Origin of the sequence: Roseovarius aquimarinus, from assembly GCF_043661195.1 — a bacterium.
Lineage (GTDB): Bacteria > Pseudomonadota > Alphaproteobacteria > Rhodobacterales > Rhodobacteraceae > Roseovarius > Roseovarius aquimarinus.
The window spans coordinates 214,261-227,371 of record NZ_JBIHMM010000001.1 but is presented as its reverse complement, the minus strand read 5'-3'; the positions used below and the strand labels follow the sequence as shown (position 1 = coordinate 227,371).

The window sequence follows — 13,111 nt, the reverse complement described above, 5'->3', positions numbered from 1 at the left end:
AAAAGAGGCGCGGCCAGGGAGGCACGCGCCGGCTACAGGTAATCGGATCTTTGAAGGTTGTACTTTGCCATCTTCTCGTTGAGCGTGCGCCGCGGCAAGCACAATTCGTCCATCACGGCAGCGATGCTGCCCTTGTGGCGCCGCATCGTGTTGTCGATCAGCATCCGCTCGAACGCCTCGACATATTCCTTGAGCGGCTTGCCTTCGGTGGTCATGACGGGCTGCATGTCCTGATGATCGCTCATCAGAAGCGACACGATGGTGCCCGAGCCGCGGCGCGATTGCAGCACCGCGCGCTCGGCCACGTTAAAGAGCTGGCGCACGTTGCCGGGCCAGGGCGCTTGCAAAAGCTGCGCCGCCTCCTGCGCGCTGACCTGCGGGGCGTCGCAGCCGTAATCGTCGGCGAACTGGTCCGCGAAGCGGGTGAAGAGCGTCAGGATATCCTCGCCGCGCTGGCGCAGCGGCGGCACGGTGATCCGAAGCGAGGCGAGCCGATAGAAAAGATCGGGGCGCAGCGCGTCTTCGGACGTCTTGCCCTCGTCCTGAAGATTCGAGATGGCCACGAGCCGCGTCTCGGGCGGCGTGCCCTCCTCGTTGAGCCAAGTCAGGAGGCGCGCCTGAAGGCTGTCGCTCAGCGCCTCGATATCCTCGAGGACGAGCGTGCCGCCCCGCGCCTCCTCCACCGCCGGAAGGCGGCTGTCGTCGGGGTTCATCGGCCCGAAAAGGCGCTGCGCAAGCTGCTCCTGCTCGTAGGCGGCGCAGGAGACCAGCACGAATTTCTTGCCCGCACGCGCGCCGACGGCATGCAGCGCATGCGCAACGAGCGTCTTGCCCGTCCCGGTCTCGCCGTCGATCAGGACATGGCCATCCGCCTGCCCCAGATCGAGAATGTCCTCCTTGAGGCGCTCCATCACAGGGCTCGAGCCGATGAGTTTCTTCATCAGCTGGCCGCCGTCCGAGAGCTCGCGGCGCAGCGCGCGGTTGTCGAGTGTCATGCGGCGCGCATGGGTGGCCTTCTTGGCCAACTCAGTCATGCGGTCTGGGTTGAAGGGCTTCTCGAGGAAGTCATAGGCCCCGACGCGCATCGCTTCCACCGCCATCGGCACGTCGCCATGGCCGGTGATCATGATGACCGGCAACGTGCTGTCCGTGCCCATCAGCTTCTTGAGGAACTGCATCCCGTCCATGCCGGGCATGCGGATGTCCGTCACCACGATGCCGGGGTAATCCGGCCCGAGTGCCTTCAGCGCATCCTCGGCCGAGCCGAAGGTCTCGGTGTCGTATCCCGAGAGGGCCAGCCACTGGCTGATCGATTGGCGCATGTCCTTTTCGTCGTCGACGATCGCAATCTTCATCGCATTGGCCATTCTGCTCTACTCCGCTGCGGCTGCATCTACATGTAGGATCGGCAGGCGCATTTCAAAGACCGCGCCGCCGGCCGCCGCGTCCCGCGCGGTCAGCCTGCCGCCATGGTCGTTCACGATCCCCGACGAAATGGCAAGACCCAGCCCGACGCCCTCGCCCGGCTGCTTGGTGGTGTGGAAAGGCTCGAACATCTTGTCGAGATCCTTGATGCCGTGCCCGTTGTCACGCACCGTCAGCACGGCCATAGACCCCGCCGTCAGCACGATGTCGATCTGCGCGTCATCGACCGATTGCGTGGCGTCGAGCGCATTGCGCAGCAGGTTGATCATCACCTGCTCGATGCGCACCCGGTCGCCCATCACCATTACCGGATCGTCGGGCAGCGTGCGGTTGATCGTGACCCGCCTCTGGCGCAGTTGCGGCTCCATCATCGACAGCGACGAGGCGAGCGCATCGCCAATATTTACAGGCTCGAACGTGTCGCCCGAATGCCGGGCATAGGATTTGAGCTGGCGCGTGATGGCGCCCATCCGCTCGATCAGATCGTCGATGCGCTGGAAGGAGGACATCGTCTCGTCCGGGCGGTTGCGCGTCAGCAGAAGACGCGCGCCGGCAAGGTAGGTCTTCATCGCCGCGAGAGGCTGGTTCAGCTCGTGGCTGACCGCCGCCGACATCTCGCCCAGGGCCGCCAGCTTGGAGCTCTGCGCGAGGGTCTGCTCGGCCACGGCGAGGTTCTCCTGCACCCGCTCGCGCTCGGCGATTTCCCGCTGGAGGCGCATGTTCAACTGGCGAAGCTCTGCCGACTCGCGCTGGAAGAGCGCCATGCGCACTGCCGTCTTGCGGCTGAGGAAGTAGAAGGTGAGTGCCAGCAGAATCGCGAACCCCATGATTTCGAGCGCGAGAAAGCCGTTCACCTTCTCGCGGACCGAATCGAACGTGGTGAAATTGGCGATGCGCCAGCCGCGGAAGGCGACGCGCCCCTCGACGCGCATCACCGCCTCGCCGCTCAGATAGGCGTCGGCGGGCAGAAGCGTCCAGTCAGCGGTCGCCTGGATGGCGCGCTCGAAGGCGCTGTTGACGGGTTGCTCGGCCAACGCCTGCGCCTCGGTCAGCCCGCGCCAGCGCGGCTCGGTCGACAGGATGATGCGGCCTTCGGTATCGGTCACGATCACCGCGTCGGTGATCCCGGCCCAGGCGCGTTCGTATTTGTGCAGATCGACCGCGACCATGATGACACCGATCAGCGACCCCTGACTTTCGACGCGGCGCGAATAGTAGAAATTGAAGCGTCCGGTATCGTCCTGGATGAGCGTGAAGACAGTGTCCTTGGAGCGGGTCGCGTCTACGTAATAGGGCTGCGCGCGGTGCGATTCCCCCAAGGATTCGCGCTCCGTCGAGGCGACGGTGCGCCCGTCCCGGTCGAGGAGGGTGAGCGAGGCGGCCCCGATCTCGTCTACGAAGGAAATGAGGCGCTGCGTCGATTGCGAGTAATTTCCCGAGTTCAGCGCCGAAATCAGCGCCGGATCGCGCGCGAGAAGCTGCGGCACGATGGCGTTCTGGCGCAGCTCGCTCAGCAGGTTGCCCGAATAGAGCACCAGCCGCAGCTCGGCCCGATTTCGGGTGTTCTGCGTGAAGCGCTCGGTCAGAAGATGGTTGGTGACATAGACCGTGGCGATGGCGATGGCCGTCAACACGATCAGCGCGAGCCGCACCCGCCAGCTCGTCATGGGTGCCTGCGGCTCCGGGCGGGGCCGCCCAGATCGCGAGGTGCCCTTCGCAGGGGGCGGCAAGGAGGCTCGGTCGCTCATCGCGTCAAATTACGGCGCCCTGCGCGCCGCCTCAAGCCCCGCCCGCGCCGCAGGCGGATTTCAGGCGTTTTCCAGCTGCCCGACAAGCCCCGCGAACATCGCGGCGCCGTCCGTGCCGCCATGCGCGGCCTCGGCCATACGCTCGGGATGAGGCATCATGCCCAGCACGCGGCGGTTTTCCGACAATATCCCGGCGATATCGTCGGCCGAGCCGTTGGGGTTGTCGCCATAGCGGAACGCGATGCGGTCCTCGGCCTTGAGCGCTGCCAGTGTCTCGGCATCGGCATGGTAATTGCCATCATGATGCGCGATCGGCACGGTGATGGTCTGGCCGGTCTCGTAACCGCAGGTGAAGGCGCTATCGGACGTCGCCACGGTGAGCGGCACGGCGCGACAGATGTATTTCAGCCCCGCATTGCGCAGGAGGGTGCCGGGCAGGACGCGCGTCTCGGTCAGGATCTGAAAGCCGTTGCAGACACCGAGCACATAGCCGCCCTTGTCCGCATGCGCCTTGACCGACCGGCAGATCGGCGAATTGGCCGCGATGGCGCCGCAGCGCAGGTAGTCGCCGAAGGAAAAGCCGCCGGGCACGCCGATGATGTCGATCCCCTCGGGCATCGACGTGTCCTTGTGCCAGACCATCGTGACCTTGGCCCCCGCCCGCTCGAAGGCGACGGCGAGGTCGCGGTCGCAGTTCGATCCGGGGAAAACGACGACGGCTGCGTGCATCAGAGGATCTCCACCCGGTAGCTTTCGATCACGGTATTGGCCAGAAGGCGCTCGCACATATCGTTGATCGCCGCCTCCTTCGTTCCGTCGGCGAGGTCGAGTTCGATGACTTTGCCCTGCCGCACCGCCTCGACACCGTCGAAGCCGAGGCTTCCCAGCGCGTGGCGCACCGCCTCGCCCTGCGGGTCGAGAACGCCGGTCTTGAGCATGATGTGAACGCGGGCTTTCATGAGCGGAATCCTCGGGTCTTGGGGTAGATGATCGGCGGCAGAAATTCGGGCATTGTGTCTCGCAGGCAGGTTGGTCAGTTGATGAGCGTGGGGCGCGCCATGGGTGTCGCGCCCTTGGGCAGCACGCCGAGGCGCTTGGCGACTTCGGTATAGGCGTCCGTGAGGCTGCCCAGATCGCGGCGGAAGACATCCTTGTCGAGCTTCTGGCCCGTTTCGATGTCCCACAGGCGGCAGCTGTCGGGGCTGATCTCGTCGGCGACGATGAGGCGCTGGAAATCACCGTCATAGACGCGGCCGATCTCGATCTTGAAGTCGATCAGCTTGATGCCGACGCCGTACATCACGCCCGCCAGGAAATCGTTCACGCGCAGCGCGAGACTCAGCATGTCGTCGAGATCCTGCTGGCTGGCCCAGCCGAAGGCCGCGATATGCTCTTCGGTGACGAGCGGATCCCCCAGCTTGTCGTCCTTAAGGCAGTATTCGACGATGGGGCGCGGAAGCTGCGCGCCCTCTTCGAGACCGAGGCGCTTGGCCATCGTGCCGGCAGCATAGTTGCGCACGATCACCTCGAGCGGGATGATCTCGACCGCGCGGACAAGCTGCTCGCGCATGTTGAGGCGCTTGAGGAAATGGGTCGGCACGCCGATATTGTTCAGCCCGGTCATGAAGTATTCCGACAGGATGTTGTTGAGCACACCCTTGCCCTCGATCACGGCCTTCTTCTCGGCGTTGAAGGCGGTGGCGTCATCCTTGAAATACTGGACGATCGTGCCCGGCTCGGGGCCTTCGTAGAGCGTCTTGGCCTTGCCTTCGTAGATCTTCTTGCGACGTGCCATGATATGCCTGTCCTTGCCATTGGGGCGCGGGCCCCGCGCTGTCATGCTGCGTATGTAGAGGATGGCCCGCCCTGCCGCAAGCACGCTTGCCCGCCCTTGCGATCCAGCCTGCGCGCGGCCATATCTAGAGCGGCGCAAGCGGCGCCGCAGTCAACCGAAGGGACATTGCCCATGAGCACTTTCAAGGATCGCGAAAACGCATTCGAGAACAAATACGCCCATGACGAGGAGATGAAGTTCAAGGCCGAAGCGCGCTGCAACAAGCTGCTGGGCCAATGGGCCGCGGACCTTCTGGGCAAGAGCGGCGACGAGGTCGACGCCTATGTGCGCGAAGTCATCAAGGCCGATTTCGAGGAAGCCGGCAGCGAGGACGTGGTGCGCAAGGTCGCTGGCGATCTGGGCGACAAGGCCGATGCCGACACCGTGCGCGCCAAGCGCGCCGAGCTGATGGCCGCCGCCAAGGCGCAGCTCGTCGCCGAAAGCTGATCGCGCCGTCCCGCGCGCTTCATCATGCGCGCGCCGCACCATCATCATGAAGGATATGGATTTGCGGCGCGCGCGCCCGCATGCCACAAGGGCGCAAACCGCATATTTGGATGATTTCATGAGCAACCCCCTTTCCCGGATGATGGCGCAGCGCGACTGGATCCTCGCCGATGGCGCCACGGGCACGAACCTCTTCAACATGGGCCTCGAGTCGGGCGACGCGCCCGAGTTCTGGAACGAAAAGCATCCGGACCGGATTACCAAGCTCTACCAGATGGCGGTGGATGCGGGGAGCGACCTTTTTCTGACCAACAGCTTTGGTGGCAACGCCTCGCGGCTCAAGCTGCACGGCGCCCAGAAACGCGCGCGCGAGCTGTCGCGCATGTCCGCCGAGATCGGTCGCGACGTGGCCGACAAGGCCGGGCGCGAGGTGATCGTCGCCGGCTCGGCCGGGCCGACGGGCGAGATCATGGCGCCGATGGGCACTCTGACCCACGAGATCGCGGTCGAGATGTTCCACGAGCAGGCCGAGGGCCTGAAAGAAGGCGGCGCGGACGTGCTCTGGCTCGAGACCATCTCCGCCCCCGAGGAATACAAGGCCGCAGCCGAGGCGTTCAAGCTGGCGGGCATGCCCTGGTGCGGCACGATGAGCTTCGACACCGCCGGGCGCACGATGATGGGCCTGACCTCGTCGGACATGGCCGACATGGTCGAGACGCTGGACAACAAGCCGATGGCCTTCGGCGCGAATTGCGGCGTCGGCTCGTCGGACCTTCTGCGCACCGTGCTCGGCTTCGCCGCGCAGGGAACGGAACGGCCGATCATCGCCAAGGGCAATGCGGGCATCCCGAAATTCGTGGGCGGGCATATCCATTACGACGGCACGCCCGACCTAATGGCCGATTATGCCTGCCTCGCGCGCGATGCGGGCGCCACGATCATCGGCGGCTGCTGCGGCACCATGCCCGAACACCTGTCGAAGATGCGCGAGGCGCTCGAGACCCGCGAGCGCGGCCCGCGCCCGACGCTCGATCAGATCACCGAGGCGCTCGGGCCGTTCTCTTCGGCGGTGGACGGCACGGGCGACGACACCCCTGCCCCGCGGCGCAACCGGCGTCGCGGCTGAGGCGCCTTTCTAGCTAGAACAGCGACAACTGATCGCCCGCCCGCGCGGGCGGCTTGAAGAGATCGCAGCGCAGCTCGGGTAGCTTGCGCGCATAGCCGTAGCGCCGCAGCGCCGCCTCGAACCTCTGCGCGATCATGTCGGCATAGGGCCCGGTGCCGCGCATGCGCGTGCCGAAGGTGCTGTCGTAATCCTTGCCGCCCTGCATGGCGCGCACGTGACCCATAACGCGAGATGCCCGGTCCGGGTAATGCGTCTCGAGCCATTCGCGGAAGAGCGGCGCCACCTCGAGCGGCAGGCGCAGCATCACCCAGCTCGCCGCGATCGCCCCCGCATCGCGCCCCGCCTTCAAAAGCGCCTCGACCTCGTGATCGGTCAGACCCGGAATGATGGGCGACGTCATGATCCGCGTCTCGATCCCCGCATCGCTCAGCGCGCGGATCGTGGCGAGGCGCCGCCCCGGCGTCGGCGCGCGCGGCTCGAGCTTGCGCGACAGCTCCGCGTCGAGCGACGTGACCGAGATGCCGACCCGCACCAGCCCCTCGCGCGCCATGTCCGACAGGATGTCGATATCGCGCTCGATCAGCGTGCCCTTGGTGACGATGGCCACGGGATGCCGGAAATCGCGCAGCACCTCGAGGCACGCGCGCATGATGCCATGCGTCTTCTCGATCGGTTGATAGGGATCGGTATTGGTGCCGATGGCGATGGTGCGCGGCGTGTAGGCGCCGTGGCGCAACTCGCGCGCCAGAACCTCGGGCGCCTCGGGCCGCGCGATCAGCCGCGTCTCGAAATCGAGCCCCGCCGAGAGGCCGAGCCACGCATGGGTCGGGCGCGCGAAACAGTAGATGCAGCCATGCTCGCAGCCCCGGTAGGGGTTGATCGAGCGATCGAAGGGCAGATCGGGCGAGCGGTTGTAGCTGATGATCCGGCGCGGCGCCTCGAGCGTCGTCTGGGTGCGCAGCGGCGCCGCCTCCTGCACGTCCCACCCGTCGGCCTCGAAGCTGCGCGCCTCGCGCTCGAACCGGCCCGCCGCATTGCTGAGCGCGCCGCGCGCGCGGCGCTCCATGCCGAAGGGGAATGTCGAATGCTGGCCCATGGTCCGAAGATAGAACAAAAAGCGAACATATGCAAGAACGCCATAATGAACTTGCGTATTTCGATGCTGGCGATCCGCCTTTGGAGGCGTTAGGTCGGTAGAGACGCGGTCAGTGTCGCAATTCGCCAAGTGCAGGCGCCGCGAATTGACGACATGTGGCCGAACACAATTCGAGGGCGCCCGCCCTCCCTTGCATGGGGATTCCATCATGTCCGACGATCAGGACGAAATCATTCTCTCGGAACTGGACGACGATGAGCTTGTCCAGCAGATGTTCGACGACCTCTACGACGGTCTGAAGGAAGAGATCGAGGAAGGCGTCAACATCCTGCTCGAGCGCGGCTGGGCCCCCTACGACATCCTGACCAAGGCGCTCGTCGGCGGCATGACCATCGTGGGCAAGGATTTCCGCGACGGCATCCTCTTCGTCCCCGAGGTTCTTCTGGCCGCCAACGCGATGAAGGGCGGCATGTTCATCCTCAAGCCGCTTCTGGCCGAAACCGGCGCGCCGCGCGTCGGCAAGATGGTCATCGGCACGGTCAAGGGCGACATCCACGACATCGGCAAGAACCTCGTCTCGATGATGATGGAGGGCGCGGGCTTCGAGGTGGTCGATCTGGGCATCAACAACCCGGTCGAGAACTACCTCACCGCGCTCGAGACCGAAGGCCCCGACATCCTCGGCATGTCCGCGCTGCTGACCACGACCATGCCCTACATGAAGGTCGTGATCGACACGATGGTCGAGCAGGGCATCCGCGACGACTATATCGTCCTCGTCGGCGGCGCGCCCCTCAACGAGGAATTCGGCAAGGCCATCGGTGCCGACGCCTATTGCCGCGATGCCGCCGTCGCGGTCGAGACGGCCAAGGAATTCGTTGCGCGCAAGCACAACCAAGGCGCCCGCGCCTGAGACGAGGCCGCCGAACGACACGGACAAACGGGGCCCGGCGGGCCCCGTTTTTCCGTTGAGCGGTGCGGAAAAGAGATTAAATCCGCGCCGCGCCCCAAGCTGTCCCTAATTCGGCCAGAATTCGCTGCCACAACCGGGCGCATCCAGCAGCGTTCGAGAGGCCAGGCCGACATGACACTGACAGTGACCAACAAACCGCTCTATCTCGCCATGGGCGCGGTTTTCGTGCTCAACATGGTGCTTTTCGCGGCGACGCGCGCGGTGCTGGATCTGTCGACCATCTGGGACGTGCTGCTCTTCACGCTGACCTTCGGCGCCTTCTTCTTCGTTTTCGCGCGCCTCTCGGACAAGGGCTTCGGCGGGCTGGCGGGCCGCGCCTTTTATTCCGGGCGCTATTTCTGCGAAGCGATGTTCTTCACGACGCTGATCTCGCTCAACATCCCGGCGCTGAACCATCTGACGATGACGATTCCCTTCCCCTATCAGGACGAGCTTCTGAACGCGGGCGACGTGGCGCTCGGTCTCGACTGGCTCGCCTATTTCGAATGGGTGCATGCGAGCCCGACCGTGATCGCCGTGATGGAATGGAGCTACAACAAGCTCTCGCTCGTCGGCCTCGCCGTGATGGCTCTTCTGATCCTCACGCAGGAGACGCGCCGCGTGCTCTTTCACATGGAGATCTTCTTCTACACCGTCATCATCTGCGTGCTGATCGGCGCGGCCTTCCCGGCCCTCGCGGCGGTGGACATGTATATCGAGGATATTGCGGCCTACACCAATTTCCCGAACGCGCCCGGCGTCTATCACCTGCCGTGGATGGAGATGCTGCGCGATCCGGCGCAATCGCCGCTCATCAACCCCGTGAGCGCGCCGGGCCTCGTGACCTTCCCGTCCTACCATACCGCCTCGGGCATCCTGCTTTGCATCACCGCGTGGCGCACTTGGATGTTCTGGCCGGTGGCGCTCTACTCGGCCATCATGATCGCCTCCTCCCCGATCTTCGGCGGTCACTATTTCGTCGATCTCATCGCGGGCACCGCCATCGCCCTCGCCGTCTCGGCCGCCGTGCTGCGCCTGCGCCGCTACGAGGGCATGTTCGCCCCGCGCCGCGCCGCATCCGGCAAGGGCGCGCTGCCGCAAACCGCCTGATTGCGTCGCGCGCCGGCCTCGCAAAACCGGCGCGCGCGGCCTATCTTTCGCCCATGACCAGCGAAAGGGGCCGCGCGCGATGACTTCCCTGCCTTCCGACGACGTGCTGACGCTCGAGGGGCTGACGCCGACCCGCGCCGGGACAGGCACAGGGACGGGGTCCAAATCGGGCGCCGCGCCGCTCCTCGTCATCGCCTGCGGCGCGCTCGCGCGCGAGATCCTCGCGCTCATCCGCATCAACGGCTGGGATCACATGACCCTCGCCTGCCTGCCCGCCAAGCTGCACCTTTATCCTGAGCAGATCACCGAAGCGGTCGAGGCGGCGGTTCTCAAGCATCGCGCGCGCTTCGAGCGGATCTTCATCGCCTATGCCGATTGCGGCACCGGCGGCCTTCTGGAGGCGAAATGCGAGGCGCTCGGGGTCGAGATGATCGCGGGGCCGCATTGCTACAGCTTCTTCGAGGGCAACGACGCCTTCGCGCGGCACGAGGACGAGATCACGGCCTTCTACCTCACCGACTTTCTCGTCAAGCAGTTCGACGCCTTCGTCTGGCGCCCCATGGGGCTCGACCGCCACCCCGAGCTGCGCGACATGATTTTCGGCAACTACACCAAGCTGGTCTATCAGGCGCAGACCGAGGACCCGGCCCTTCTGGCCAAGGCCGAGGACTGCGCGCGGCGCCTCGGGCTCGCCTTCGAATACCGGCACACCGGTTACGGCGATCTGGCCACGGCGCTCGAAGGCGCGGCACGAAAATAGGCGCGGCCTCCGTCGGCGCCGCGCCTTGCTTCATCTTGGCAAAAATACTCGACCGCAGCGCCCGCAACGGGCGCCACAGACCCGGTCAGGCGTTCGCTTCGCGGATCTTGTCCGCCGCATCCTTGTCGTAGGTCACGCCGTTCTGCTCGAAGAGCGCGTCGAGCTCGCCCGAGAGGGTCATCTCGGTGATGATGTCGCAGCCGCCCACGAATTCGCCCTTGACGTAGAGTTGCGGGATGGTGGGCCAGTCGGAGTAATCCTTGACGCCCTGACGGATCTCCTCGTCGGCCAGCACGTTCACGTCGTTGTACTCGACACCCATGAAATTGAGCACGCCCGCCACGCGGGAGGAGAACCCGCATTGCGGCTGCTCCTTGGTGCCCTTCATGAAAAGCACCACGTCGGATGCCTTGACGGTCTCGTCGATACGGGTCTTCGCGTCAGTCATGTCATGTCCTTTCGGGGGTAATCTCAAGGCGCGTCCGGCACGATCAGCCCGGCGCGCGTGTCGTCAGGGCCAGCGCGTGCAGCTCGCCCGCGGGGCCGTCCATCTTGCCCTTGAGCGCGGCATAGACCGCGCGCTGCTGCTGCACGCGGTTCATGCCGGCGAAGGATGCGTCGACGACCTCGGCTGCGAAATGCTGGCCGTCATCGCCCTGAACGCTCACCTGAGCGTCGGGAAACGCCTCGCGGATCATCGCCTCGATATCGGTGGCGGTTATGGCCATCTGCGCGCTCCTCTTGCCGTCGCGGGCCGCTCGCGGCCCCTTTCCTCGCAGATGTAGAGGCGCACCCGCGCAAGCGCAAGACGCGCCATGCCGCAGGCGCCGCGCTCAGAGGTCCGAGCCGCGGCGCAGCAGTCGCTCGAACAAGGACTTTTCTGGCGCATCCTCTGCCGCATCGGGCGCGGCGCCTTCTTCCTCCGCCGGGCTCTCCGGCGCGCCGGGGCGCAGGCCGGCGGCGAGATCGCCCGCGCCATGGCCGCGCGCCAGCGTCACGACCTGCGCCAGCCCCGAGATGAATTCGCCCTTGCCCAGATCCGCGAGGGGGCGCGCGAACATCGCCCAGACGAGACCCTCGGCCAGCGCATAGCGCGCATCGAGCGCGCTGTCGAAATTGGCGCGCAGGAGCGCCTCTAGATCGGTAGGCTCGAGCCGCGTGGCCAGCACCACCGGCGCCATGACCCGCAGCCGCCCCGCCGGAATATCGGTCACGACAAGGACGATCTGCCCCTCGACGGTCAGCCGCCAGCCACTCCCCTGCGCGCGCAGTTCGGGATCGATCGCGGCGAGGATGCGCCCGATGCGGCCCAAGTCCATTCCCTGCCGCTCGGTCACCGCGGGGCCGCCCGCCGGCGCATGCGCATGAAGCGCCGCGCCCCCGCAAGCCAGAGCCGAGGCGAGCATCGCCGCGCGCGTAATCCGAATGAAAGGAATTTTCATCATGATGCACGCACGCTGACAGCGCCGCGCGCGATCATCAACGCGCTCATTAAAACTTTATTCAATTTCCCAAATTCCTTTTCGCCAATAGCCCGCTTGCGCCCCTGCAAGGGGCGGGCCATGTTTGACGCTGCGGAACAAGGAAAGCGGCATATGGGGCGTGACATCACCTGGGGTCTCGTGGCGACGATCAAGGCCCCGGCGCGCGAGATCCTCGATTTCGCGGCGCATCACCTCGAGCTGGGCGCGCATCGGCTGCATATCTATCTCGACGAGGATCGCCCCGAGGCGCGGCGCGTCCTGCGCTCGGATCCGCGCTGCACCGTGACCGTGACGAACGACGATTACTGGTCGCGCCGTCGCCAGCGTCCCGAGAAGCATCAGGCGCGCCAGACAGCCAACGCCACCCGCGCCTATCGGCGCAATCCGGGCGTGGACTGGCTCGGCCATATCGATGTCGATGAATTTCTGATGCCGGGCGGAACGCCGCTTGCCGCACAGCTCGCCGCCCTGCCGCAGGACGCGCGCACCGCGCGCATCCGCCCCATCGAGGCGCTGGCCGAGCCGGATGGCGGCGCGCCGCGCTGGTTCAAGGCCTGCCATCCGCGCCAATCTCCGCGCAACGCGCAGACCGAGCGGGTCTATCCCACCTACGGCGCGCTCCTCAACGGCGGGTTCCTGAGCCATGTCACCGGCAAGATCTTCGTGCGGACGGGGATGGAGGATATCAGCCTGCGCATCCACAACGCCTTCGATGCGGGCGGCCGCATCCCGAACGATCATGATCTAGGGCAGACGCATCTGTGCCACATGCATGCCCCGAGTTGGGAGACGTGGCAGCGCAATTATCGCTACCGCCTCGCCGCAGGCTCCTACCGGCCCGAATTGCAGGGTGCAGCCAGCGTGCCCACGACGATGAACGCGCTCTTCACCGCGATCGAGGCAGATGGGGGCGAGGCCGCGTTGCGCCGCTTCTACGAGGAGGTCTGCACCGCCTCGCCGGAGCTCCTGAGCCGGCTCGACGCGCATGGCCTTCTCCACCGCATCGATCTCGATCCCGGCGCGGCGCGCGCGCGGATCTTTCCGGGGGCGGCCTGACTTCAAGGTCCCGAGGGACGATTGTCGCGGGAATGGCACCAATCGGGGCTGTTTTGCGCCCATTTCCTCGCTT

General features: G+C 65.7%; 15 protein-coding genes. 6 read left to right on the top strand and 9 right to left on the bottom strand.

Features of this window, described 5'->3' with window-relative positions; translation table 11 throughout:
• Positions 1-32 precede the first annotated feature (32 nt).
• The 5 genes from ACGRVM_RS01125 to purC form a co-directional block, all read right to left on the bottom strand.
• Complete coding sequence (locus tag ACGRVM_RS01125) at positions 33-1,367, bottom strand: sigma-54-dependent transcriptional regulator (RefSeq protein ID WP_377169539.1); 1,335 nt, start codon at positions 1,365-1,367, stop codon at positions 33-35.
• A 6-nt stretch (positions 1,368-1,373) separates the two neighbouring features.
• Positions 1,374-3,092 (bottom strand): sensor histidine kinase, encoded by a 1,719-nt coding sequence (locus tag ACGRVM_RS01120; protein ID WP_377169541.1) that lies wholly within the window; start codon positions 3,090-3,092, stop codon positions 1,374-1,376.
• 141 nt (positions 3,093-3,233) lie between these two features.
• Entirely contained in the window at positions 3,234-3,902 is a 669-nt protein-coding gene (gene purQ / locus ACGRVM_RS01115; protein ID WP_377169543.1) for a phosphoribosylformylglycinamidine synthase subunit PurQ, read from the bottom strand.
• Positions 3,902-4,132, bottom strand: coding sequence for a phosphoribosylformylglycinamidine synthase subunit PurS (purS, locus tag ACGRVM_RS01110; protein ID WP_377169545.1), 231 nt, complete (start codon positions 4,130-4,132; stop codon positions 3,902-3,904). The genes purQ and purS overlap by 1 nt, the downstream gene beginning before the upstream one ends.
• Positions 4,133-4,206: 74 nt before the next feature.
• Positions 4,207-4,968: a phosphoribosylaminoimidazolesuccinocarboxamide synthase gene (gene purC / locus ACGRVM_RS01105; RefSeq protein ID WP_377169547.1), complete on the bottom strand. Its 762-nt coding sequence runs from the start codon at positions 4,966-4,968 to the stop codon at positions 4,207-4,209.
• Between the two features lie 171 nt (positions 4,969-5,139).
• On the opposite strand from purC, the gene ACGRVM_RS01100 reads away from it, so the two are divergent.
• Positions 5,140-5,454 carry a DUF1476 domain-containing protein gene (locus ACGRVM_RS01100; protein WP_377169549.1) on the top strand — a complete coding sequence of 105 codons (315 nt, stop codon included), beginning with the start codon at positions 5,140-5,142 and terminating at the stop codon, positions 5,452-5,454.
• A gap of 118 nt (positions 5,455-5,572) precedes the next feature.
• Positions 5,573-6,580, top strand: coding sequence for a betaine--homocysteine S-methyltransferase (gene bmt, locus ACGRVM_RS01095; protein ID WP_377169551.1), 1,008 nt, complete (start codon positions 5,573-5,575; stop codon positions 6,578-6,580).
• A 13-nt stretch (positions 6,581-6,593) separates the two neighbouring features.
• Here the strand turns inward: bmt and ACGRVM_RS01090 are convergent, their stop codons facing one another.
• Entirely contained in the window at positions 6,594-7,676 is a 1,083-nt protein-coding gene (locus ACGRVM_RS01090) for a PA0069 family radical SAM protein (protein WP_377169553.1), read from the bottom strand.
• Between the two features lie 208 nt (positions 7,677-7,884).
• Between ACGRVM_RS01090 and ACGRVM_RS01085 the strand changes: the two genes are divergently transcribed.
• From ACGRVM_RS01085 to ACGRVM_RS01075, 3 genes are all read left to right on the top strand, one after another.
• On the top strand, positions 7,885-8,589 hold the full coding sequence (locus ACGRVM_RS01085; RefSeq protein ID WP_377169555.1) for a corrinoid protein: 705 nt from the start codon (positions 7,885-7,887) through the stop codon (positions 8,587-8,589).
• Positions 8,590-8,760: 171 nt separating this feature from the next.
• Positions 8,761-9,738 (top strand): phosphatase PAP2 family protein, encoded by a 978-nt coding sequence (locus ACGRVM_RS01080; RefSeq protein WP_377169557.1) that lies wholly within the window; start codon positions 8,761-8,763, stop codon positions 9,736-9,738.
• A gap of 79 nt (positions 9,739-9,817) precedes the next feature.
• The gene (locus tag ACGRVM_RS01075) at positions 9,818-10,498 is read left to right on the top strand and encodes a DUF1638 domain-containing protein (RefSeq protein WP_377169559.1); all 681 of its coding nucleotides are present in this window, start codon (positions 9,818-9,820) and stop codon (positions 10,496-10,498) included.
• A gap of 85 nt (positions 10,499-10,583) precedes the next feature.
• Here the strand turns inward: ACGRVM_RS01075 and grxD are convergent, their stop codons facing one another.
• The 3 genes from grxD to ACGRVM_RS01060 all read right to left on the bottom strand — a co-directional run bounded on the left by grxD (position 10,584) and on the right by ACGRVM_RS01060 (position 11,943).
• Entirely contained in the window at positions 10,584-10,946 is a 363-nt protein-coding gene (gene grxD, locus ACGRVM_RS01070) for a Grx4 family monothiol glutaredoxin (RefSeq protein ID WP_377169561.1), read from the bottom strand.
• Between the two features lie 43 nt (positions 10,947-10,989).
• Positions 10,990-11,226 carry a BolA family protein gene (locus ACGRVM_RS01065; RefSeq protein WP_377169563.1) on the bottom strand — a complete coding sequence of 79 codons (237 nt, stop codon included), beginning with the start codon at positions 11,224-11,226 and terminating at the stop codon, positions 10,990-10,992.
• 105 nt (positions 11,227-11,331) lie between these two features.
• The gene (locus ACGRVM_RS01060) at positions 11,332-11,943 is read right to left on the bottom strand and encodes a type III secretion system chaperone family protein (protein WP_377169565.1); all 612 of its coding nucleotides are present in this window, start codon (positions 11,941-11,943) and stop codon (positions 11,332-11,334) included.
• Between the two features lie 150 nt (positions 11,944-12,093).
• On the opposite strand from ACGRVM_RS01060, the gene ACGRVM_RS01055 reads away from it, so the two are divergent.
• Positions 12,094-13,038: a glycosyltransferase family 2 protein gene (locus tag ACGRVM_RS01055; RefSeq protein WP_377169567.1), complete on the top strand. Its 945-nt coding sequence runs from the start codon at positions 12,094-12,096 to the stop codon at positions 13,036-13,038.
• Positions 13,039-13,111: the final 73 nt, after the last annotated feature.